The organism is Curtobacterium sp. ISL-83 (assembly GCF_018613895.1).
Classification (GTDB): Bacteria; Actinomycetota; Actinomycetes; order Actinomycetales; family Microbacteriaceae; genus Curtobacterium.
The window spans coordinates 264,175-285,995 of the sequence record NZ_JAGGPH010000003.1; the positions used below are offsets into that span (position 1 = coordinate 264,175).

At 71.2% G+C, this 21,821-nt stretch carries 21 protein-coding genes; 14 read left to right on the plus strand and 7 right to left on the minus strand.

The genetic code is table 11. The features are described 5' to 3' along the window. Window positions 1-101 precede the first annotated feature (101 nt). The gene (locus tag J7E22_RS02735; protein WP_214978789.1) at window positions 102-1,067 is read left to right on the plus strand and encodes an ABC transporter permease; all 966 of its coding nucleotides are present in this window, start codon (window positions 102-104) and stop codon (window positions 1,065-1,067) included. A 17-nt stretch (window positions 1,068-1,084) separates the two neighbouring features. On the opposite strand, the gene J7E22_RS02740 is transcribed toward J7E22_RS02735, so the two are convergent. Next, window positions 1,085-1,714 (minus strand): PH domain-containing protein, encoded by a 630-nt coding sequence (locus J7E22_RS02740; RefSeq protein ID WP_214978601.1) that lies wholly within the window; start codon window positions 1,712-1,714, stop codon window positions 1,085-1,087. 101 nt (window positions 1,715-1,815) lie between these two features. On the opposite strand from J7E22_RS02740, the gene J7E22_RS02745 reads away from it, so the two are divergent. Further along, window positions 1,816-3,591 carry an ABC transporter ATP-binding protein gene (locus tag J7E22_RS02745; protein ID WP_214978603.1) on the plus strand — a complete coding sequence of 592 codons (1,776 nt, stop codon included), beginning with the start codon at window positions 1,816-1,818 and terminating at the stop codon, window positions 3,589-3,591. A 259-nt stretch (window positions 3,592-3,850) separates the two neighbouring features. Here the strand turns inward: J7E22_RS02745 and J7E22_RS02750 are convergent, their stop codons facing one another. From J7E22_RS02750 to J7E22_RS02760, 3 genes are all read right to left on the minus strand, one after another. Continuing rightward, a complete protein-coding gene (locus J7E22_RS02750) occupies window positions 3,851-4,411 on the minus strand; it encodes a hypothetical protein (RefSeq protein WP_214978605.1) in 561 nt (186 codons plus the stop codon). A 314-nt stretch (window positions 4,412-4,725) separates the two neighbouring features. After that, window positions 4,726-5,205, minus strand: a complete 480-nt coding sequence (locus tag J7E22_RS02755; RefSeq protein WP_214978607.1) for a peroxiredoxin — start codon at window positions 5,203-5,205, stop codon at window positions 4,726-4,728. 116 nt (window positions 5,206-5,321) lie between these two features. After that, entirely contained in the window at window positions 5,322-6,071 is a 750-nt protein-coding gene (locus J7E22_RS02760) for a CPBP family intramembrane glutamic endopeptidase (RefSeq protein WP_214978609.1), read from the minus strand. 122 nt (window positions 6,072-6,193) lie between these two features. Between J7E22_RS02760 and typA the strand changes: the two genes are divergently transcribed. From typA to J7E22_RS02795, 7 genes are all read left to right on the plus strand, one after another. Next, entirely contained in the window at window positions 6,194-8,116 is a 1,923-nt protein-coding gene (typA, locus tag J7E22_RS02765; protein WP_214978611.1) for a translational GTPase TypA, read from the plus strand. Between the two features lie 138 nt (window positions 8,117-8,254). Next, window positions 8,255-9,448 carry an amidohydrolase gene (locus tag J7E22_RS02770; RefSeq protein ID WP_214978613.1) on the plus strand — a complete coding sequence of 398 codons (1,194 nt, stop codon included), beginning with the start codon at window positions 8,255-8,257 and terminating at the stop codon, window positions 9,446-9,448. A gap of 151 nt (window positions 9,449-9,599) precedes the next feature. Beyond that, window positions 9,600-10,145 (plus strand): hypothetical protein, encoded by a 546-nt coding sequence (locus J7E22_RS02775; protein WP_214978615.1) that lies wholly within the window; start codon window positions 9,600-9,602, stop codon window positions 10,143-10,145. Window positions 10,146-10,164: 19 nt separating this feature from the next. Next, window positions 10,165-11,376: a PIG-L deacetylase family protein gene (locus J7E22_RS02780; protein ID WP_214978617.1), complete on the plus strand. Its 1,212-nt coding sequence runs from the start codon at window positions 10,165-10,167 to the stop codon at window positions 11,374-11,376. A 37-nt stretch (window positions 11,377-11,413) separates the two neighbouring features. Then, window positions 11,414-11,731, plus strand: a complete 318-nt coding sequence (fdxA, locus tag J7E22_RS02785) for a ferredoxin (RefSeq protein ID WP_214978619.1) — start codon at window positions 11,414-11,416, stop codon at window positions 11,729-11,731. Window positions 11,732-11,742: 11 nt separating this feature from the next. Next, entirely contained in the window at window positions 11,743-12,861 is a 1,119-nt protein-coding gene (dapC, locus tag J7E22_RS02790) for a succinyldiaminopimelate transaminase (protein ID WP_214978620.1), read from the plus strand. A gap of 262 nt (window positions 12,862-13,123) precedes the next feature. Then, the gene (locus tag J7E22_RS02795) at window positions 13,124-14,419 is read left to right on the plus strand and encodes a citrate synthase (protein ID WP_214978791.1); all 1,296 of its coding nucleotides are present in this window, start codon (window positions 13,124-13,126) and stop codon (window positions 14,417-14,419) included. A gap of 262 nt (window positions 14,420-14,681) precedes the next feature. Here J7E22_RS02795 and dapD read toward each other — a convergent pair whose 3' ends face one another. Further along, window positions 14,682-15,650, minus strand: a complete 969-nt coding sequence (dapD, locus tag J7E22_RS02800; protein ID WP_214978622.1) for a 2,3,4,5-tetrahydropyridine-2,6-dicarboxylate N-succinyltransferase — start codon at window positions 15,648-15,650, stop codon at window positions 14,682-14,684. Between the two features lie 122 nt (window positions 15,651-15,772). Between dapD and dapE the strand changes: the two genes are divergently transcribed. Together dapE and J7E22_RS02810 are read left to right on the plus strand one after the other, a co-directional pair. Then, window positions 15,773-16,855: a succinyl-diaminopimelate desuccinylase gene (dapE, locus tag J7E22_RS02805; protein ID WP_214978624.1), complete on the plus strand. Its 1,083-nt coding sequence runs from the start codon at window positions 15,773-15,775 to the stop codon at window positions 16,853-16,855. Next, window positions 16,852-18,144 carry a hypothetical protein gene (locus tag J7E22_RS02810; protein WP_308159121.1) on the plus strand — a complete coding sequence of 431 codons (1,293 nt, stop codon included), beginning with the start codon at window positions 16,852-16,854 and terminating at the stop codon, window positions 18,142-18,144. Before dapE ends, J7E22_RS02810 begins: the two co-directional genes overlap by 4 nt. A gap of 82 nt (window positions 18,145-18,226) precedes the next feature. On the opposite strand, the gene J7E22_RS02815 is transcribed toward J7E22_RS02810, so the two are convergent. Further along, window positions 18,227-19,384 (minus strand): AI-2E family transporter, encoded by a 1,158-nt coding sequence (locus J7E22_RS02815; RefSeq protein WP_214978626.1) that lies wholly within the window; start codon window positions 19,382-19,384, stop codon window positions 18,227-18,229. Between the two features lie 127 nt (window positions 19,385-19,511). On the opposite strand from J7E22_RS02815, the gene J7E22_RS02820 reads away from it, so the two are divergent. After that, window positions 19,512-19,682: a DUF3117 domain-containing protein gene (locus tag J7E22_RS02820; RefSeq protein WP_022905043.1), complete on the plus strand. Its 171-nt coding sequence runs from the start codon at window positions 19,512-19,514 to the stop codon at window positions 19,680-19,682. Window positions 19,683-19,821: 139 nt separating this feature from the next. Then, window positions 19,822-20,652, plus strand: a complete 831-nt coding sequence (locus J7E22_RS02825; protein WP_308159122.1) for an AAA family ATPase — start codon at window positions 19,822-19,824, stop codon at window positions 20,650-20,652. 4 nt (window positions 20,653-20,656) lie between these two features. Here J7E22_RS02825 and J7E22_RS02830 read toward each other — a convergent pair whose 3' ends face one another. Further along, entirely contained in the window at window positions 20,657-21,289 is a 633-nt protein-coding gene (locus J7E22_RS02830; protein WP_214978628.1) for a class I SAM-dependent methyltransferase, read from the minus strand. A gap of 64 nt (window positions 21,290-21,353) precedes the next feature. On the opposite strand from J7E22_RS02830, the gene J7E22_RS02835 reads away from it, so the two are divergent. Next, entirely contained in the window at window positions 21,354-21,728 is a 375-nt protein-coding gene (locus J7E22_RS02835; RefSeq protein WP_214978630.1) for a twin-arginine translocase TatA/TatE family subunit, read from the plus strand. The last annotated feature ends 93 nt before the right edge of the window (window positions 21,729-21,821 follow it).

The following is a 21,821-nucleotide window of genomic DNA, read 5'->3' on the forward strand; positions in this document are numbered from 1 at the left end:
ACCGCCGCGACCGTCCACGGGACCACGGCAGCGCACCACCGGGAGGACATCCGATGAGCACGATCCAGGGCGCACCGCTCGAACCCAACATCGGCGACGGCATGGACGCCGGGAACACCCCGAACTCGCAGGAGAAGCAGCTCGGCGAGAGCCAGGGTCGCATCATCCTCCGCCGCTTCCTCGCGAACCGGCTCGCGGTCGTGGCGCTCGTCGTCTACGTGCTCGTGCTCGTGTTCGCCGTGTCCGCGGTCGGCCTCGGCCCGATCCCGGGATGGTGGCACTACTCGTACAAGGCGCTCGCGACGCTGCAGAACGGCGGCGCACCGACGTCGGACCACCCGTTCGGTCAGGACCGCATCGGCAAGGACTACTTCGCCCTCACGATGCGGGGGATCCAGAACTCCGTGCTCGTCATGCTCGTCATCGGCTTGTTCGCGACGCTCATCGGCGTGGTCATCGGCGCCATCGCGGGGTACTTCCGCGGCACCGTCGACGCCGTGCTCATGCGCATCACCGACATCTTCATCGTCATCCCGGCGATCGTGATCGGTGCCGTGGTCGGCAAGACGGCGAACGGCCTCGGCGCCTGGGGCCTCGCGCTCCTGCTCGGCCTGGTGTCGTGGATGGTCATCGCCCGTCTGGTCCGCGCCGAGTTCCTGTCGCTCCGCGAGCGTGAGTTCGTCGAGGCGGCGCGGGTCGCGGGTGCGTCCGACGTGCGGATCATCTTCCGCCACATCCTGCCGAACGCGATCGGCGTGATCATCGTGTCGGCGACGCTCCTCATCGCCTCCGCGATCCTGCTCGAGACGGCGCTGAGCTACCTCGGGTACGGCATCAAGGCGCCGGACTCCTCGCTCGGCCTCCTGATCAGCGAGAACCAGTCGGCCTTCCAGACCCGGCCGTACCTGTTCTGGTGGCCCGCGTCGTTCATCGTGCTGCTCGCGCTGTGCGTGAACTTCATCGGTGACGGCCTGCGCGACGCGTTCGACCCCCGCTCGAAGCGGTTCAGCCTCCGCAAGACGCGCGAGCCGGCGAACACGTCCGGCTCGGAGATGATCAGCGCGTGACGTCCCCGACGGTTCGTCTAGATCGCGGCGATGGCGAACCAGCCACCGACGCCCGTCGCCACGAGCAGCACGAGGGACACCCAGTGCACGCGCACCGGCACGCGCACGGTGGCAGCGGTGCCCAGTTCGATGGCGCCGCGCTCGCGGAGTTCGTCCCAGCGGGACCGGACCAGGTACGCGGCGTCGCCCGACGCGGTGGCCAGCAGGTCCCCGGCTCGACGGTTGCCGTCCTCGGCATCCGGGACGCCGGTGCCGTGACGCTGCTCCTGTCGTCGGGCCATCGAGACGCCGATGCGGCCGGGCGCCGGGGCGGCCCAGACGGACACGCGCCGGTTCGGCGTGACGAGCGCCAGGGCGAACCGGGTGTCGACGTGCACGAGCGCCGCCCACGGCAGGCGCACGGTGTGGAAGACGTTGACGACCTCGATGCCGTCGTCGTCGACGCGCATGGCCGGACGCCACAGCGCCACCCAGCCGAGCAGCACGCCGAACGCCGTCGGGACCAGCGCGAGGGCGAACGCCTTCCCGGTGCCGGCGTTCACGGTCGTCGTGACGAACAGCAGCGCGACGATCGCCCACAGGGCGATCGCGAGACCGCGGTTGAACCTGGACACGAACACATCGCGCGTCGTCGGGGAGGCAGACATGCCTCCATCGTCGCAGGTCGTCGCCTGCTTCTCCGCCGTCAGCGCACTTCCCACCCCACCCACGCGGCCGTCACGAACGGCCGGGAAAGGACCGGACGTCGTTGAGCACGCCCGTCTCCGCGGCCACCACCCCGGCCGCCACCAGGACCCCCGTCGTCAAGGTCTCCGCACTCGACGTCGACTTCGCCGTCGACGACGTGTGGACCTCCGCCGTCAAGCAGCTCTCGTACGAGATCCACTCGGGCGAGGTCCTCGCCCTCGTGGGTGAGTCCGGCTCCGGCAAGTCGGTGAGCTCCATGTCGATCCTCGGCCTGCTGCCCCGGAACGCCCGCGTGCGCGGCTCGATCGAGTTCCAGGGCACCGAGCTCCTGGGACTGCGGTCGGCGCAGCTCCGCGAGTACCGCGGCAAGGAGATCGCGGTGATCTTCCAGGAGCCCATGACGGCCCTGAACCCGGTCTTCACGGTCGGGTCGCAGATCGTCGAGACGATCCGCATCCACTACGGCATCTCGCCGAGCGAGGCCAAGGTCCGCGCCATCGAGCTCCTGACGATGGTCGAGATGCCGGACCCGCAGAAGGCGTTCGACTCGTACCCGCACCAGCTGTCCGGTGGGCAGCGGCAGCGCGCGATGATCGCCCAGTCGATCTCATGCGACCCGAAGCTCCTGATCGCCGACGAGCCGACGACGGCCCTCGACGTGACGGTGCAGGCCGAGATCCTCGACCTCATCCGTGACCTCGCCGCCAAGCTCGGTAGCGCGGTCCTCCTCATCACCCACGACATGGGCGTCGTGGCCGACCTCGCCGACCGCATCGTCGTGATGCAGCAGGGCGTGGCCGTCGAGACCGGCTCGGTGCGCGAGGTCTTCTCCGCGCCGAAGGACCAGTACACCCGCACCTTGCTCGACGCGGTGCCCCGCCTCGGCCAGGCCGGTGAGGTCGCGATCGACCTCACCGAGACGCTCGCCGCGGTCGTCGAGCAGGACACCCCCGTGCACGTCAACGAGACCGTCACGCACACCGAGGCCGTCACCACGCTCGGTCCGGCCGTGCTGGAGTTCCAGGACGTCGTCATCGAGTACCCGGGCCGCGGCCGCGTCAAGGCGTTCCGCGCCATCGACGGTGTCGACCTGTCGGTGCACGAGGGCGAGGTCGTCGGCCTGGTCGGTGAGTCCGGTTCGGGCAAGTCGACCCTCGGCCGTGCCGCCATCGGGCTGCTGCCGATCACCTCGGGCACCCTCACGGTGTCGGGCATCGACCTGTCGAAGCCGACGCGGTCGCTCGTGCGCCAGGTGCACCAGACCGCCGGCATCGTGTTCCAGGACCCGTCGTCCTCGCTCAACCCGCGCATGACGATCGGCCAGTCGATCGGCGAGCCACTGCTGCTCGGCAAGGGCATGAAGGGCCGCGAGCTCGAGCGCGAGGTCGAGTCCCTGCTCGAGGCGGTCCGTCTGCCCACGGCCTACTCCACGCGGTTCCCGCACGAGCTCTCCGGCGGCCAGAAGCAGCGCATCGGCATCGCCCGAGCGCTCGCCCTGCGGCCGAAGCTGCTCATCGCCGACGAGCCGACCTCGGCCCTCGACGTGTCGGTGCAGGCGACGGTCCTCGAGCTGCTCAAGGACCTGCAGCGGGAGTTCTCGTTCGCCTGCCTGTTCGTCACGCACGACCTCGCGGTCATCGACGTCCTGGCGGACCGGATCGCCGTCCTGCACCACGGCCACCTGGCCGAGGTCGGCACCCGTGACCAGATCCTGCGCGACCCGCAGGACCCGTACACGCAGCGGCTCATCGCCGCCGTGCCGCTGCCGGACCCGGACGTCCAGCGCGAGCGTCGCGAGCTCCGCCGGAAGATCCTCGCCGCCGGCTCGGACGAGTAGCCGACCGACCCGGACCAGCCGACCGACCCGGATCCACCGGTCAGCACGACCACGAGGCCTCCGCCGTCATCGACGCGGGGGCCTCGTGCACGCGGTCGGACGGGAGGCACGGCTCGCCCCCGTCACGCCGGTGCGGCCCGCCAGACCGTGCCGTCAGGGCGTGCAGTGCGTGAGGTCGTGCAGCCCGTCAGCCAGCACAGCCCGTCAGCCGGCGCAACCCATCAGCGTGGGCGGCCGGTCGCCGAGCGGCGCGCTGCGGTCAGAGCCGACCAGCGGCGGCGGTCGCGACGACGCCGAGGACGATCATGGCGGCCACGGTCCAGCCGTGCACGCGGTGGGTGATCGGCGCAGCCGTCACGGTCGCCGGAGGTGGGCCGTCCTGCGGTGCGTCCGCGGGCAGGTGGGTCCGCATCTGCTCGGCCGCCGCCTCCACGGTCAGCGGGACCGGGTGCCTCCCGTCCGCCGCGGAGCGGGGTGGGTCGAGTCGGAGGCGCGCCGTCGGTCGGGTGGCGAGCCAGGTGCGGCGGACGCCCTCGCTGGTGACGACCTCGATGCCGTACTTGGTGCGGATCTCCGTCACGCGGCGCCACGAGTAGGTGCTCGCACGGCGGACGTCGACGATGCGCAGGTGCTCGTCGGTCAGCTCGAAGCGCGGGCGCCACAGGACCGCCCAGGCGACGAAGGCGATGAACACGCTCGGCACGGCGGCCAGCCACGGGGAGCCACCGCGGACGAGTGCGAGCGGGACGAGCGCGACCGCGGCGATCCAGAGGACGACGGCGAGCAGGCGCATGCCGGGGGCGACGATCGTGGTGGGCACGCGCGACATCGTACGGGGCCGGTGCGTTCGCGCCCTGGTGGGACGTGGACCCGGCCCGGACGTGGACTGGCCCGGACGTGGACCCGGCCCGGACGTGGACGCGTCCCGGACGTGGACTGGCCCCGACGTGTGCGAGAGTGCCTCCCCGGGAACGCCCGGGGAGCGGGTGTGACACACCAGCACGTATCTCCGGACGACCCGATTCCCCGGGGAGGCAGATCCTGGGTGGACCTCTCGTGTGCACAATCGTCGCCGGGCCCCCGTTCGGGTGTCAAGCCCCGGTGCCGAGAGTTTCAGGAAACGGACACGCCGACCTACGCGACGAGCTGCTCGATCTGTCGGCGGATGGTCCGGGCCTTCGGGAACCGCAGTCCGACCAGGCCGACGTGCCGCCACCGGACGACGCCGTCCGGACCGATCACGAAGACCGACCGGCGCAGCCCGATGCCCGGCGCCTGCACCCCGTAGGCGCGGATGACGTCACCGCTCGTGTCGCTCAGGAGCGGGAAGGTCAGGGAGGCGTCGCGGGCGAACTCCTCGTGCGAGTCGAGCGCCTGCGGGCTGATGCCCCACACGAGCGCACCGAGGTCGCCGAAGTCGTCGAGTTCCTCCTGGTAGCTGCAGAGCTGGGCGGTGCAGACCAGGGTGGCGTCGCCCGGGTAGAAGGCGAGGACCAGCGTCCGGCCGATGGCGGCGGACAGGTCGTACTGGTCGTCCGTGCGGCGTCCGGCACGGACGACCATGCCGGGCAGGGTGAAGGACGGCGCGGTGTCGCCGACCTCGGGGATGCTCATGCCCGCCACGGTAGGGGAGCGGCCCTCGTGCGGTTACGGTCTCCGCTGTGCGTTCTCCGGACCACCCCACAACTGGGGGCGCGGTGCGCGCAGACCGTCCAGGCGGGAGCTGCTCGTCAGCGGAACAGCTGCGGGAACGCGTGCGCCACCCAGGGGTACCCGACGAACACGGCGGCGTCGAGCAGGCAGTGCGTGATCACCAGCGGCAGCAGGCGCCCCCACTTCGTGTAGATCCAGCCGAAGACCACGCCCATCACCGCGTTGCCGATGAACGCGCCGAAGCCCTGGTACAGGTGGTAGCTCCCGCGCAGCAGGGCGGTGGACAGGATCACTTGCCAGCGTCCCCACCCGAGCTCCCCGAGCCGTGCGTACAGGTACCCGATGACGATCACCTCCTCCTGCAGCCCACTCCGGATCGCGGAGAGCAGCAGCACCGGGATCGTCCACCAGTACGAGCCGAGGGCCGCGGGGTCGACGTTGACGGTGATGCCCAACGCGCGGCCGGTGAAGTACAGCGCGAGGCCCGGGATCCCGATGCCGAGCGCGATGAGGGCCGCGCCGCCGAGGTCGGGCCGGACCCGGAACCGGTCGATCCCCAGGCGGGACAGGTGCGGTCGGGTCGTGCTCCAGAGCAGGTAGGCGACGAGGGCCACGGGCGCGAGGTCGACCGCGATGCCGAGGAGCTGCCGCGCGAGGTCGACGTACTGCACGGTCGTGGTCGACGTGTTGAGCGCGGTGGACTGCTTGCCGAGCGGTGTCGTCTGGGACAGGTCGTCGATCAACTGCAGGATCGAGTAGAGCGCGCTGCCGCCCAACGAGAGCAGCAACACGATGGTGATCTCGACCCACGTTCGCCGACGGCTCATTCGCTGTACTCCTCGGGGTTGCGGACTACCGGTAGACTGGCGTGTCGGGCATTCTGCCCGCGGGCGTGGTGTGTCAGAGACCACCGGCCCGACACTCTCCAGAAATTAGAAGGATGTCCTGTATGGCGCTCGCCACCCGGTCCGACCTGCGCAACGTCGCCATCGTGGCACACGTCGACCACGGCAAGACCACCCTCGTCGACGCGATGCTCACGCAGACCAACTCGTTCGACGCCCACTTCGAGGGCGAAGACCGCATGATGGACTCGAACGACCTCGAGCGCGAGAAGGGCATCACCATCCTCGCGAAGAACACGTCGGTGCTCTACAACGGCGTGCACGCGAAGGAGTTCGGTGCCGGCGGCCCGATCACGATCAACGTGATCGACACCCCGGGCCACGCCGACTTCGGTGGTGAGGTCGAGCGCGGCCTCTCCATGGTCGACGGTGTCGTCCTGCTCGTCGACGCGTCCGAGGGCCCGCTGCCCCAGACGCGCTTCGTGCTCCGCAAGGCCCTCGCCGCGAAGCTCCCGGTGATCCTGCTCGTGAACAAGACCGACCGCCCCGACTCCCGCATCGACGAGGTCGTCTCCGAGTCGCAGGACCTGCTCCTCGGCCTGGCGTCGGACCTGTCGGACGAGGTCGACGACCTCGACCTCGACGCGATCCTCGACGTCCCGGTCGTCTACGCGTCCGGCCGCAACGGCGCCGCGTCGCGCAACAAGCCGGCCGACGGCACGCTGCCCGACAACGACGACCTCGAGCCGCTGTTCGAGGCCATCCTGCAGCACGTCCCGGCGCCGAAGTACGACGACGAGCACCCGCTGCAGGCGCACGTCACGAACCTCGACGCCTCGCCGTTCCTCGGTCGCCTCGCGCTGCTGCGCATCTTCCACGGCACCATGAAGAAGGGCCAGACGGTCGCGTGGGTCAAGCACGACGGCTCCGTCGTCAACGCCCGCATCACCGAGCTCCTCATCACGAAGGCGCTCGACCGCTACCCGGCCGAGTCCGCCGGCCCCGGTGACATCGTCGCCGTCGCCGGCTTCGACACGATCACCATCGGTGAGACGCTGACCGACCCGGAGGACGTCCGCCCGCTGCCGACCATCACGGTCGACGCGCCGGCGATCTCCATGACGATCGGCACGAACACCTCGCCGCTCGTCGGCAAGGTCAAGGGGCACAAGCTCACCGCTCGCATGGTCAAGGAGCGCCTCGACCGCGAGCTCGTCGGCAACGTCTCGCTCAAGGTCCTCGACATCGGCCGTCCGGACGCCTGGGAGGTCCAGGGCCGTGGTGAGCTCGCGCTCGCCATCCTGGTCGAGCAGATGCGTCGCGAGGGCTTCGAGCTCACCGTCGGCAAGCCGCAGGTCGTCACCAAGCGTGACGAGAACGGCAAGCTGCAGGAGCCGTACGAGCACATGACGATCGACACGCCGGAGGAGTACCTCGGCGCCATCACGCAGCTCATGGCCGCCCGCAAGGGCCGCATGGAGAACATGACGAACCACGGCACCGGCTGGGTGCGCATGGAGTTCATCGTCCCGTCGCGCGGCCTGATCGGCTTCCGCACGTCGTTCCTCACCGAGACCCGCGGCACCGGCATCGCGAACGCGATCTTCCACGGCTACGACGAGTGGGCCGGCGCGATCCAGACCCGGATCAACGGCTCGATCGTCTCCGACCGCTCGGGTGTCGTGACGCCGTTCGCGATCACGAACCTGCAGGAGCGCATGTCGTTCTTCGTCAACCCGACCGAAGAGGTCTACGAGGGCATGGTCATCGGCGAGAACTCGCGCGCCGACGACATGGACGTGAACATCACCAAGGAGAAGAAGCTCACGAACATGCGGTCGGCCAACGCCGACACGTTCGAGTCGATGACCCCGTCGCGCCAGCTCTCCCTGGAGGAGTGCCTGGAGTTCGCCCGCGAGGACGAGTGCGTCGAGGTCACCCCCGACGCCGTGCGCATCCGCAAGGTCGAGCTCGACGCCTCGGCCCGCCAGCGCTCGTACGCCCGCCTGAAGCGTCAGGACGCGTAAGCGGTCAGCACCATCCGGGAGGCTCGCCTCCCGTCCGACGGCCCGGTCACCTGTGCAGGTGGCCGGGCCGTCGGCCGTCCGGGCTGATCCGCACCACCCGTCCGGGTCGGCGTCACCGCCGAGGGATACGGTGGAGTGGTGACTCTCGATCTGCTCTCGCTGTACCAGGACCTGCACGCCCACCCCGAGCTCGGCTTCCAGGAGCACCGGACCGCCGGCATCGTCGCGGACCGCCTCGCCGAGATCGGCGGCATCGAGGTCACGACCGGCATCGGTGTGACCGGTGTCGTCGGCGTGCTGGCCAACGGAGACGGGCCCGTCGTCTGGCTCCGCGCGGACATGGACGGCCTGCCCGTGCAGGAGCGCACCGGGCTGCCGTACGCCAGCGAGTACACCGGCCGCGACGAGGACGGCACCGACGTCCCGACCATGCACGCCTGCGGGCACGACATCCACGTGACGTGGCTGCTCGGCACGCTGGAGCGGCTCGCCGCCACCACGGACGACTGGCACGGCACCGTCGTCGCCGTGTTCCAGCCCGCGGAAGAGGTCATCTCCGGCGCTCGCTCGATGATCGACGACGGCCTGGTCGAGCGCTTCCCGAAGCCGGACGTCGTGCTCGGTCAGCACTCGGCACCCGCACCGGTGGGCGTCGTGGCCGTCGGCAGCGGCCCGGTGATGGCGTCGAGCGACCGCCTGACGGTCACGTTCAACGGCCGCGGTGCCCACGGGTCGGCCCCGCAGGCGTCCCTCGACCCGATCGTCACGGCAGCGTCCGCGGTCGTCCGGTTGCAGACCGTCGTCGCGCGCGAGGTCTCGCCGAGCGACGCGGGGGTCGTCACGGTCGGCAGCTTCCACGCCGGCACCCGGGCGAACATCATCCCGGACCAGGCGGTCATCGAGATCTCCACCCGCGCCCGGAACGAGGACACCCGCGCCCGGATCATCAGCTCGATCGAGCGGATCGTCCGTGCCGAGAGCGAGGCCGGGGGACTCGCCGCACCCACGATCGAGCGCGCACCCGGTGCCGAGGTCACGGTGAACGACCCGGAGGCCGCCGCCACGGTGCTCGAGGCCCTGCGCGACGCCGTCCCGGACGCTCGCGACCTGGAGATCGGACTCGCGATGGCGTCGGAGGACGTCGGCCAGCTCGCCACCGCGGCGGGAGCACCCCTCGTCTACTGGTTCACCGGCATCACCGACCCGGACCTGTTCCGCCGCGGGGAGGAGATCCCGAGCAACCACTCGCCGTTCTACGCTCCGCTCGCCGAGACGGCGATCCCGGTGGGCGTCGACGCGTTCGTCGCCGCCACGCGCGCCTACGTCGCCTGACGCGCGCCGACGTCGGCTGACGCGTCCGTGCGTCGCCTGATGCGCGTCCCTGCGGGGGTGGGCGCGGAGGCCCGTGGTGACCAGCGTGATCCACGTGACGTTCTCAGGGAAATCGCCCCGTCCCTCCCGGCTCTGCCGCTAGCGTGACCGCATGCGCTCCGCACTGTCCACCCCCCTGATCGCCGCCGTCGCCGCCGGCATCGCCCTGGCCGGCCTGACCGGCTGCTCCTCCGAGGCCGTCCAGCAGGCGACGGACCTCGGGTCCTCGGTGGCGTCGAGCGTCGCCGAGAGCGTCCACGGCGTCGACGGCAAGGCGATCCAGGACGGCATGGCCTCGGTCGCCGGCGGGATCGACGGCGCGCTCGACACCGCGCTCAAGGGTGCCCACGTCACGTCGGACGGCAAGGTGCCGGACGGGTTCCCGTCGAAGGAGGTCCCGCTCGTCGACGGCACGGTCCTCGGCGGTGGCAGCGGCCCGAACGGTTCGGGCTGGGTCGCGCAGGTCCGGCCGCGCTCCGTCGGCGACTTCGCGGCCGCCACGCAGCAGCTCGCCACCGCCGGCTTCACCGAATCGGCCAAGCGCGCCGACACGACGAGCGCGTTCGGGCTGTTCCGGAGCGACGCGTACCGCGTGGTGCTGACGTTCTCGCAGGGCGACGGCGGGGTCACCGCCACCTACATCGTCACGCCCCGCTGAACCCGTACGCTGGTCGGTGATGTCGAAGGCCCCCGTCACCCGCCCCGAGCGCGTCCTGTTCGTGCACGCCCACCCCGACGACGAGACCCTGTCGTCCGGTGGGACGATCGCCACCCTCCTCGAGCGCGGCGCCGAGGTCACCGTCCTGACGGCGACCCGCGGTGAGCGCGGGGAGATGCTCACTCCCGCGCTCGCGCCCCTCGCGGGCGACGGACCGCGTGTCGCGCGCCACCGGGAGACCGAGATCGCCGCAGCACTCCGAGCGCTCGGCGGTCCCGCCCACCTGTGGCTCGGCGGACCGGGTGCCCGCCCGACCGACCTGCCGGAGCGGCGCTACACCGACTCGGGGATGCAGTGGGGTGCCGACGGCCGCGCGACCGCCGCTGACGACGCCCCCGCTGACTCGCTCACGGCCGCCGACATCGGTGAGGTCGTCGACGACGTCCGAGCGGCCATCCGTTCCACCGGTGCCGACGCGGTCATCAGCTACGCCGACGACGGCGGGTACGGGCACCCCGACCACGTCCGGGTCCACCACGCCGTCCGGTACGCCGCGAAGGCCGAGGAGGTCCCGTTCTCGATGATCGTCGACCCGGCCTCCGGTGACGCCGACGTCACCGTCGACGTGCTGCCGGTCCGGGCGAAGGTCCGTGCCGCCGTCGAGCAGTACCGGTCGCAGGTCACCGCGGACCCGGTCGACCCCCGTGACCCGCGGGCGCTGACCTGGGTGATGCCGCACGGCGTCCGGCAGGCCGCGCCGTCGGTGGAGGCCTACCGGCACGCCGACGCATCAGCCGCTCCGGCACCGCAGACGTACGCGGAGCTCTCGACGCAGGGCCGGGTGACGGCGCTCGTCGTCGCCTTGGTCGCGGGGCTCCTCGTTGGGGCCCTCGGGACGGTGACCCACCAGCAGACGATCGGCACGTTCCCGGTCGGTCTCGTGCTCACGACGCTCATCGTGGTCGGCCTGACCGTGGGTGTCCGGCTGCTCTTCCGGTCGCGGGGGATGGTCGCGGCGATCGGGATCGGGATCATCGTGGCGACGCAGGTGCTCGTGTCGGTGGGCGGTCAGAGCTCCCCGCTCGTGCTCGCCAACGCCGCCGGGTACGTGTGGACGTTCGCGCCGGCCCTCGTCACCCTGTTCGCACTGGCGTGGCCGGACCTCTCCGGCATCCGCGCCGCCCGTGCCGCGGAGGCAGCCCGGTCAGGGTCCGCCTCGTCCCGCGGGTAGACTCGACCACGCTCAGTCCGAAGGGAGCACCCCAACCGTGACGTACGTGATCGCCCAGCCCTGTGTGGACGTCAAGGACCGTGCCTGCATCGACGAATGCCCGGTCGACTGCATCTACGAGGGTGACCGCTCGCTCTACATCCACCCCGACGAGTGCGTCGACTGCGGTGCCTGCGAGCCGGTCTGCCCGGTCGAGGCGATCTACTACGAGGACGACCTGCCCGACCAGTGGGCCGACTACTACAAGGCGAACGTCGAGTTCTTCGAGGAGATCGGTTCTCCCGGTGGGGCGGCCAAGGTCGGCGTGATCCACAAGGACCACCCGGTCGTGCTCGCCGAGCCCGCGCGCGGCTGAGGACACCGCCGGTGGCGCTCGACCTCCCCGACTTCCCGTGGGACCAGCTCGTCCCGTTCAAGGAGCGTGCCGCCGCGCACGAGGGCGGCATCGTCGACCTCAGCGTCGGTTCGCCGGTCGACCCGACGCCCGCGGTCGTCCGGACCGCCCTGGCCGAGGCCACCGACGCCCACGCCTACCCGCAGGTCGCCGGCACCCCCGCCCTGCGTGAGGCGATCGCCGCCTGGTACGGCCGCCGACAGGGCGTACAGCTCACGCCCGAGCAGGTCCTCCCGACCATCGGGTCGAAGGAGTTCATCGCCGGGCTGGCGCTGTGGCTCGGCATCGGCCCGGGGGACACCGTCGTGTTCCCGGCCGCCGCGTACCCGACGTACGAGTTGGGGGCCGCCCTCGTGGGTGCGTCCTCGCTCGCCTCGGACGACCCCGACGAGTGGCCGGAGTCGACCCGGCTCGTCTGGCTCAACTCGCCGGGCAACCCCGACGGTCGGGTGCTCTCGATCGAGTCGCTCGCCGCCGCGGTCCGCCGTGCGCGCGAGCTCGGCGCGGTCATCGTCGGTGACGAGTGCTACGCCGAACTCGGGTGGGAGCCGCCGTACGACACCGCTCCGACGCCGACGATCCTCGACCCCCGCGTCGTCGGGGACTCCCTCGACGGCGTCCTCAGCGTCTACTCGCTGTCGAAGCAGTCGAACCTCGCCGGGTACCGGGCCGCGTTCGTCGCCGGCGACGCTGCCGTCCTGGCCGAGGTGCTCGCGATCCGGAAGCACACCGGCATGATGCCGCCGCTGCCCGTCCAGCAGGCCATGATCGTCGCGCTCGAGGACGAGACCCACGTGCAGCAGCAGAAGGCGCGGTACCGTGCGCGCCGGAACATGCTCCGACGGGCACTCGAGACCGCCGGGTTCCGCGTCGACCACAGCCAGGCCGGGCTGTACCTGTGGGTGACCCGGGGCGAGCCGGCACTCGACACGGTGGCGTGGCTCGCCGACCGCGGGATCCTCGTCGCGCCCGGGACGTTCTACGGCACCGCCGGGGCCGAGCACGTGCGGGTGGCCCTCACCGCCACCGACGAGCGGATCGCTGCTGCCGCGCAGCGGCTCGCGAGCGGGCAGCGGCTCGCTGCCTCCTGACGTCCAGCACCGCGCCCGTCCGGATCGTCCCCGCGGTCGAGCACCCGCGCACCTGTGCGCGGTGACGGCTCCTACAGGGCCCTCACCGCGCCTCCCGACTGCTTCGACCCCGTCTTCCGGGCTGGACGCAATCCGTGGTTCCCACCAAATCGCAACCTCCCCGATGTGCACGAGCGACAGAGGCCGCGATTAGGCTGTCCTCGTGACTGACACTGCCAACGACGCTCAGAAGACGGCCACACCGCCAACCACGCCCGTCCCCGTGAGTCCCGCCGCCGAACGCGGCGAGACCGCCACGCTGACGTTCCCGGGGGGCACGGCGGAGTTCCCGATCCTGGCGAGTGTCGACGGCGCATCCACCATCGACATCTCGACGCTCAAGAAGCAGACCGGGCTGAACACGCTCGACTACGGCTTCGTGAACACCGGCTCGACCAAGAGCGCCATCACCTACATCGACGGCGACCAGGGGATCCTGCGCTACCGCGGCTACCCGATCGACCAGGTCGCCTCCGGGTGCACGTACCTCGAGGTCGCGTGGCTCCTCATCTACGGAGAGCTCCCGACGGCCGACGAGCTCGCGGGCTTCGATGCGCGGATCCGCCGCCACACCCTCCTGCACGAAGACCTCCGTCGCCTGTTCGATGCCCTGCCGCACTCGGCCCACCCGATGTCGGTGCTGTCGAGCGCGGTGAGCGCGCTGTCGACGTACTACGAGGACGACATGGACGTCGACGACCCCGAGAAGGTCGAGCTCCAGACCGTCCGGCTGCTCGCGAAGCTCCCGGTGATCGCCGCGTACGCGCACAAGAAGTCGATCGGGCAGGCGTTCCTGTACCCGGACAACTCGCTGTCGTTCGTCGACAACTTCCTGCGGCTGAACTTCGGCACCATGGCCGAGACGTACCAGCCGAACCCGGTGCTCTCGAAGGCGCTCGAGCGGCTGCTCATCCTGCACGAGGACCACGAGCAGAACGCGTCGACCTCGACCGTGCGGCTCGTCGGGTCGACGAAGGCGAACATGTTCGCCTCGATCTCTGCGGGCATCAACGCGCTCTACGGGCCGCTGCACGGTGGCGCGAACGAAGCCGTCCTCGAGATGCTGCAGCAGATCAAGGACTCCGGCGAGCCGGTGTCGCGCTTCGTCGAGCGGGTGAAGAACAAGGACCAGGGCGTGAAGCTCATGGGCTTCGGGCACCGCGTCTACAAGAACTACGACCCCCGCGCGAAGCTCGTGAAGGAGTCCGCGCACGAGGTCCTGGAGTCGCTCGGGGTGCAGGACGACTTGCTCGACATCGCCATGGAGCTCGAGCAGATCGCACTCGAGGACGAGTACTTCGTCAGCCGCAAGCTCTACCCGAACGTCGACTTCTACACGGGCATCATCTACAAGGCGATGGGCTTCCCGCCGCGGATGTTCACGGTCCTGTTCGCGATCGGGCGTCTGCCGGGGTGGATCGCCCAGTGGCGTGAGCTCAACAACGACCCGCTCAACAAAATCGGCCGCCCGCAGCAGCTCTACGTGGGGCACCCGGAGCGGGACCTGCCCGCGCGCTGACGCGCGGCGCGGCCCGTCGGGGCGCACCGCGCCCCGGTGCCTGCATCGCGCTCCGTCTCTGCGGGGCGCGATGCGCGTTTCGGGGCGCAGCTCGCGCTGCGCTGTGCGGCGCGCTCTGGAGGCGCGGCGCTGGCCGGCGACGTCCCTCCCCGTCCGGCGCACGGCGCCCCGGTGCGCGCATCGCACCCCGCGCCTCCGGGGCGCGATGCCCGCGCGGGGCGCAGCTCGACGGGGCCGCCACGCGCCTCCCGGCCCTGACGCGCTACGCGTGCAGCGCGGTGTTCAGCTGGATGCCCTCGCCCCGGCGCTGCAGCGCCTCGACCGCACCGGTCACGGAGTTCCGACGGAACAGAATGTTCGGGGCACCCGAGAGCTCAGCGGCCTTCACGGTCTTCGCGGTGCCGTCCGGGTTCGGCGCAGCACCGACCAGGACCACCTTCGTGCCCGCCGTGACGTAGAGGCCAGCCTCGATCACGGAGTCGTCCCCGAGCGAGATGCCGAGCCCCGCGTTCGCGCCGAGCAGCGCGCGTTCGCCGAGGGACACGCGGAGGGTCCCGCCGCCGGACAGCGTGCCCATGATGGAGGCCCCACCGCCGATGTCCGTGCCGGCCCCGACCACGACGCCCTGCGAGACGCGGCCCTCGATCATCGCCTCGCCGAGCGTCCCGGCGTTGAAGTTCACGAAGCCCTCGTGCATGACGGTGGTGCCGGGGGCGAGGTGCGCGCCGAGTCGGACGCGGTTGGCGTCGCCGATGCGGACCCGGTCCGGCACGACGTAGTCGACCAGGCGCGGGAACTTGTCGATGGCGTGCACTGCGATGCCGGCGCGCTGCAGGGACGGGCGCAGCCGGGCGAGCGTGTCGGGGTGCACGGGCCCCGCATTCGTCCAGGCGACGATCGGCAGGTGGGCGAACACGCCGTCGAGGTTCACCTCGTTCGGGCGGACGTGCAGGTGGCTCAGCAGGTGCAGTCGCAGGTACGCGTCCGGGGTGCTCGCGGGGGGCGCGTCGACCGTGATCACGGTCGTCACGGCCTCGATCCGGACCGCGCGGCGGGGGTCGTCGCCGACGTGGGCGCGGAGCGCTGCGGGGACGGCGGCCTCGGTGTCCGGCAGCGGTCCGAGGTGCGTCTCCGGGTACCACGTGTCGAGCACGGTGCCGTCGGCGGCGATCGTCGCGAGGCCGTGGCCCCAGGCGGAGGTCGGGCGGGCGGTGCTGGTCGTCTCGGTCACCGGACCAGGGTACCGAGGCGCCGGACGCGACCACCGACCGACCGGACGGACGCTGCGTGACGCACACCGAGCCTCCCCGCCGGGGCCAGCGCATCGCAAGAGGCGGCGGCTAAGGTGACGGCATGCCGGAGCCGCTCGACCTCACCGCCTCGTCCATCGACATCACCCGCGCGATCTGCGACATCGAGTCGGTGTCCGGCGACGAAGGACCGCTCGCCGACGCGATCGAGGCCGCCCTCACGCCGCTGACGCACCTCGAGGTGATCCGCGACGGTGACAGCATCGTCGCGCGGACCCACCTCGGCCGTGACCGTCGGGTCGTCATCGCCGGGCACATCGACACGGTCCCGCTCAACCACAACCTGCCGACCGAGTTCCGGACGACCGACGACGGCACCGAGATCCTCTGGGGCCGCGGCACCGTCGACATGAAGGGCGGTTGCGCGGTCCAGCTCAAGCTCGCGTACGACCTCGTCGCGCCGTCCGTGGACGTCACGTGGGTCTTCTACGACCACGAAGAGGTCAGCGACGCGCTGAACGGGCTCGGCCGTCTCGCCCGGACCCGTCCGGAGCTCCTCGCCGGGGACTTCGCGATCCTCGGTGAGCCGTCCGGCGCGCAGATCGAAGGTGGCTGCAACGGCAACCTCCGTGCCGAGATCCGCACGTTCGGCAAGCGTTCCCACAGCGCCCGGAGCTGGATCGGTGACAACGCGATCCACAAGGCCGCCCCCATCCTGGCGACCCTCGCCGCGTACGAGCCCCGGACCGTCACGGTCGACGGGCTCGAGTACCGCGAGGGCCTGAACGCCGTCGGCATCAGCGGCGGCATCGCCGGCAACGTCATCCCCGACGAGGCCATGGTGCACATCAACTACCGGTTCGCGCCGTCGCGCAGCGCGGACGAGGCGGTCGCCCACATCCGCGAGCTCTTCGACGGGTTCGACGTCCAGATCGTCGACCTCGCCGCCGGGGCCCGCCCCGGACTCGACGCGCCGCTCGCCGAGGACTTCGTCGCCGCGGTCGGCGGGCCGGCGCCGCGCCCGAAGTACGGCTGGACCGACGTCGCCCGCTTCTCCGCCCTCGGCGTGCCCGCGGTGAACTACGGCCCGGGAGAGCCGACGTACGCGCACCACGACGACGAGCAGGTGGCCGTCGCACAGATCACCGCGGTGGAGGACGGCCTCCGCCGGTGGCTGACGGCGTGACCACGGACGGCGGCGTGACCACCGACGGGTCCGGCGCGACGGCGACCGGCTCGTCGAGCGCCGTCCCGATCGGCTCGGCGCGGTCCACCGCCGCCGTCCGCTGGCGTGCGCGGTACCGGGTCGTGCCCTGGTGGGTGCGCATCACCGTCGTGTACGTCCTGTCCCGGGTCGTCACCGGCGTGCTGCTGGCGTCCTTCGCCTCGGTGCAGGCCGCGAACCCGTTCACCGGGCCGCGACCGTCGTCGTTGGCGTTCGCGTCGATCTGGGACGGCGCCTGGTACCGGCTCATCGCCGCCGGCGGCTACCCGTCCACCCTGCCGGTCGACGCCGCGGGACACGTCACCGAGAACGCGTGGGCGTTCATGCCGGCGTACCCGTTCCTGGTCCGTGCGCTCATGGTCGTGTCGGGGGCGTCCTTCGAGGTGGTCGCGGTCTCGGTGTCGCTGCTCGCCGGCTGGGGCGCCGCGCTGGTGTTCCGACGGCTGATGGGGCAGTTCCTCGAGCCCGGTCGTGCCACCTTCGCCACGGTCCTGTTCTGCGTCGCCCCCGTCTCCGCGATGTTCCAGGTCGCCTACGCCGAAGCGATGGGCTTGTTCCTGCTGCTCGTCGCCCTGCTGCTCATGGTCGACCGGCGCTGGTGGACGATGCTCCCCGTCGTGCTGCTGCTCGGGATGACCCGCCCGACAGGCCTGGCGTTCGCGCTGCTGGTCGTGGTGTTCCTCGGCGCGTGGGCGATCCGGCCCGCGTGGGTCCGGGAGCGCGAAGCGCTGCGGATCCGGACGGTCGTGCCGCCCCTCGTCGTCGCAGTGGTGTCCGGCCTGGTCGGGCTCGCGTGGCCTGCCATCGCCTGGGCCGCCACCGGGGTGCCGAAGGCGTACACCGACACCGAGATCGCGTGGCGGTCGGCCTACATCCCGTGGCAGGAGCTCGTGCCGTTCGCCCCGTGGGTGCAGGGCTTCGGCTGGTGGTTCCGGCAGCCGGCGGGGAACATCCTGCTCGTGGTGGTGCTCGTCGGCTTCGCGGCCTTCGTGTTCCAGCCGGCGGCCCGTCGGCTCGGGCTCGAACTCCGGCTCTGGGCCGTGGCGTACCTGGTGTACCTGCTGGCGGTGTTCTTCCCGCAGTCGAGCACCTGGCGCATCCTGCTGCCGATCGCGCCGCTGCTCGGGATCGTCGCGCTCCCGCGGTCGCGCGTGTACCGGGTCGCCCTGGTCGTGCTCGCCGTCGTGCTGCAGTGGACGTGGATGTACTACTGCTGGTGGGTGAACGGGTACGACTGGACGCCGCCGTGATCGCGGCGCCGCGCTGCGTCCGACGCGCGTCCGCCCAGCGTCTGCGCTGGGCTCGCCCTGCGGTCGGCCGGGAGGCCCGGTGTCAGTCCTCGGGGTCCGTCCGGTCCGGTGCGTCCGACCCGGCCACGGTCGACCCGGCGGGGACCGGGTCGCCCGGTCGCCACGCCGCCGCCGCCGTGACCATCGCGTTGACGGTGGCGATGAACGGCACGGCGAAGAACGCCCCGACGACCCCGGCGATCGTGGTGCCGGCGGTCACCCCGAGCACCACGCCGAGCGGGTGCACCTTCACGGCGCTGCCGGTCAGGAACGGGTGCAGGACGTGGCTCTCCAGCTGCTGCACCAGGACCACGATGCCGAGCATGGCGAGCGCGGGCACCCACCCGTTGAAGACGAGCGCGATCGCGACCGCGACGATGCCGCCGACGATCGCACCGACGACCGGGACGAAGGCGCCGAGGAACACGATCACGCCGATCGGGATCGCCAGGGGCAACTGCAGCGCGAGCGCGCCGATGACGATGCCGAGCGCGTCGGTGATCGCGACCACGAGCTGGACGCGGATGAAGCTCGTCAGGGTCTTCCACCCGGCGTGACCGGCGACGTCGAGGCGCAGGCGTGCCCGGCGCGGGAAGATCCGCACGACCCACCCCCAGATGCGCGGACCGTCGATGAGCACGAACAGTGTGGTGAACACGATGATGAACAGGCCCTCGACGACGTGGATCGCGCTGGATCCGGCGGCCTGGAAGCCGGACAGGATCGTCGACGAGTGCGCCTGCAGGTACGACACGCCGTCGGAGACCCACTTGTTCACGTCGTGCGCGGTGATGCCGAAGGGCTCCGTCGCGAGCAGGATCTGCACCGACGCGACGCTGTGGTGCAAGCGGCGCTCGAGCGACGGCAGGTCGTACCGGATCTGCGCCGTGACGATGAGCGCCAGTCCGCCGATCACGACGACGATCGCCAGGAAGCACGACAGCACCGCGGTCCACTTCGGCCACCGGTGTCGCTGCAGGAACGCCGACATGGGCGCCAGCAGGGCGCTGAGGATCAGGGCGATGAGGAACGGCACCACGATGTCCTGCAGCATGACCACCAGGACGACGACCACCGCGATGGCAGCCACCACCACGAGCAGTCGCCACGAGAACGCTCCGGCGACCTGCATGCCGATCGGCACGGAGTCCTCGGGACGCTGAGCTGGCCTCGGACGCTGCGCGGAGCGGATGTTCGGCATGCTTGCAGACTAGGGTCGCGAACCGCGAGATGGGGGCGATCGACGCGCCTCAACCTGCGCTGTTTCGCAGTTCGCCCTCCGGTACGGGATAATGGGCGGGCATGTACTGCACGAAAGGGGACATCTGATGGCAGCCATGAAGCCGAGGACCGGTGACGGGCCGATGGAGGCTGTTAAGGAGGGTCGACTCATCGTCGTGCGGGTTCCGCTCGAGGGTGGAGGCCGCCTGGTCGTCTCGGTCAACGATGCCGAGGCCAAGGAACTCCACGACGCACTCGCAGAGGTCGTCTCGGCCTAGTACGTCGAACACACCACAACACCACACGACAGGGCCCGGAGCACGTACGCTCCGGGCCCTGTCGCGTGCTCGCTCGTCCGCGGGCACCCTGGCGGACCCTGGCCGCCGCCCTGTCGGGGGGCGTGGGCAAGATGGTGTCGTGCCGAGGACCCGTCTGCCGATCCGCCGCGTGGAGGAGTACGCGCCGGACCCCCTCCCGCGCGCCGTGTGGCCCGGGACGCTCCCGCCAGTGCGCCAGCTCCTCGACCAGGGACTCGACCTCGCCCCGGTCACCGTGTTCGTCGGGGACAACGGCGTCGGGAAGTCGACCCTGGTCGAGGCCATCGCGATCGCCTTCGGGATGGGCGCCGAGGGCGGTTCGACGATGTCCGGGCACGCGACACGCCCGAGTGAGTCCTCGCTCTGGGAGCACCTCGTGCTCGTGCGGGAACCCGGGGCGCCGAAGAGCGGGTTCTTCCTGCGCGCCGAGACCATGCACGGGCTCTTCACGTTCCTCGAGCAGCACCCCGGCAAGCGGCCCGAGCCGGTGTTCCACGAGCGCAGCCACGGCGAGTCGTTCCTGGACTTCGTGATCGACCGGGCGCAGTGGCCGGGCCTCTGGGTGCTCGACGAGCCCGAGTCGGCGCTGTCGTTCTCCGGCTGCCTGGCCCTGATCGGACTGCTGCAGTCCATCGTCGAGACGGGCGTCGGGCAGGTCGTGCTGTCGACGCACTCGCCGGTGCTCGCGGCGTTCCCCGGCGCGGTGGTCCACGAGGTGGGGGAGTGGGGCCTCCGCCGCGTCGACTGGCGCGACCTCGACCTGGTCCGCAACCAGCGGGCGTTCCTGGAGTACCCGGAACGGTACCTGCGGCACCTGGCCGAGCCGGACCTCCCCGAGGAGACGCCCGACGGGACGAACCGAGCCGACGGGACGAACCGAGCCGACGGGACGAACCGTGCCGACGGGACGAACCGTACCGACGTGCCGTGACCGACTACGCGGTGACCTTGGTCATCTGGAGCAGCCCGTCGCCGGCCGGGGAGAGCGCACTCCGCACCGCACCCGAGGTCGACACCTCGGTGAGCAGCAACCGGAAGTCCGTCGTCGCACGGTCCCGCTTCACCGGGTCCGCGACCCGTCCACGCCACAGCGCGTGCGGGACGAGCACCGTGCCGCCGAGCCGCGCGAGCCGCAGGCCGTGCTCGACGTACTCGATGACGTGTTCCGGGTCGGCGTCGACGAGCACGACGTCGTACGAGGCCTCGTTCATCCGGGGCAGCACCTGGTTCGCACGCCCGGGGATGAGCCGGATGCGGGACGGCGCGGTGCCGGCCGCGAGGTAGGCGTCGCGCGCGAACTGCTGGTGGTCGACCTCGACGTCGATCGTGGTGAGGGTCGCCTCGGGCGCGCCGCCCAGCAGGTACAGGCCCGAGACGCCGAGGCCGGTGCCGATCTCGATGATGCTCGATGCCCGCGAGGCCGCGGCGATCACCGCGATCTGCGCCCCGATGGCAGGCGAGATCGCTTCGACCCCGAGCTCCAGGGAGTGCTCACGAGCACGGGCGATCGGCTCGGATTCCGAGACGAGGTCCTCTGCGAACTTCCAGTTCGACGCTTTCTCTGACACGCACACTCCGTTCGGGGGTCAACTCTACGGGTGCGGCGCAGTGGGACGGGTTACGCTCGTTTGCGTGTCCATCGACTTCAACAAGATCCTGATCATCGGGATCATCGCGGTCCTGTTGCTGGGTCCGCAGCGGTTGCCGATGTACGCACAGAAGCTCGCTGAGTTCGTCAAGGCCGTCCGGCGGTTCGCCGACACCGCGAAGGACCGGATGCGCGAGGAGATGGGCCCGGACTTCGACGACGTCGACTGGCAGAAGCTCGATCCGCGTCAGTACGACCCGCGCCGCATCATCCGCGACGCCCTGCTCGACTCGGCCACCGGTGCGACCGCCACATCCGTGCAGGCCGCCCAGGTCACCGCGTCACGCGTGCGGGCCACGGCACCGCTGGTGCCGCTGGCCGAGGGGGAGGCCGCCCCCTACGACTCCGAGGCGACGTAGCGTCCGCCGTCGCACCGGACGGACACGTCGCACCCGGACGTACACGTCGCACCCGGACGGACACCGTCGCCGTCCTGACGGACACCGTCGCCG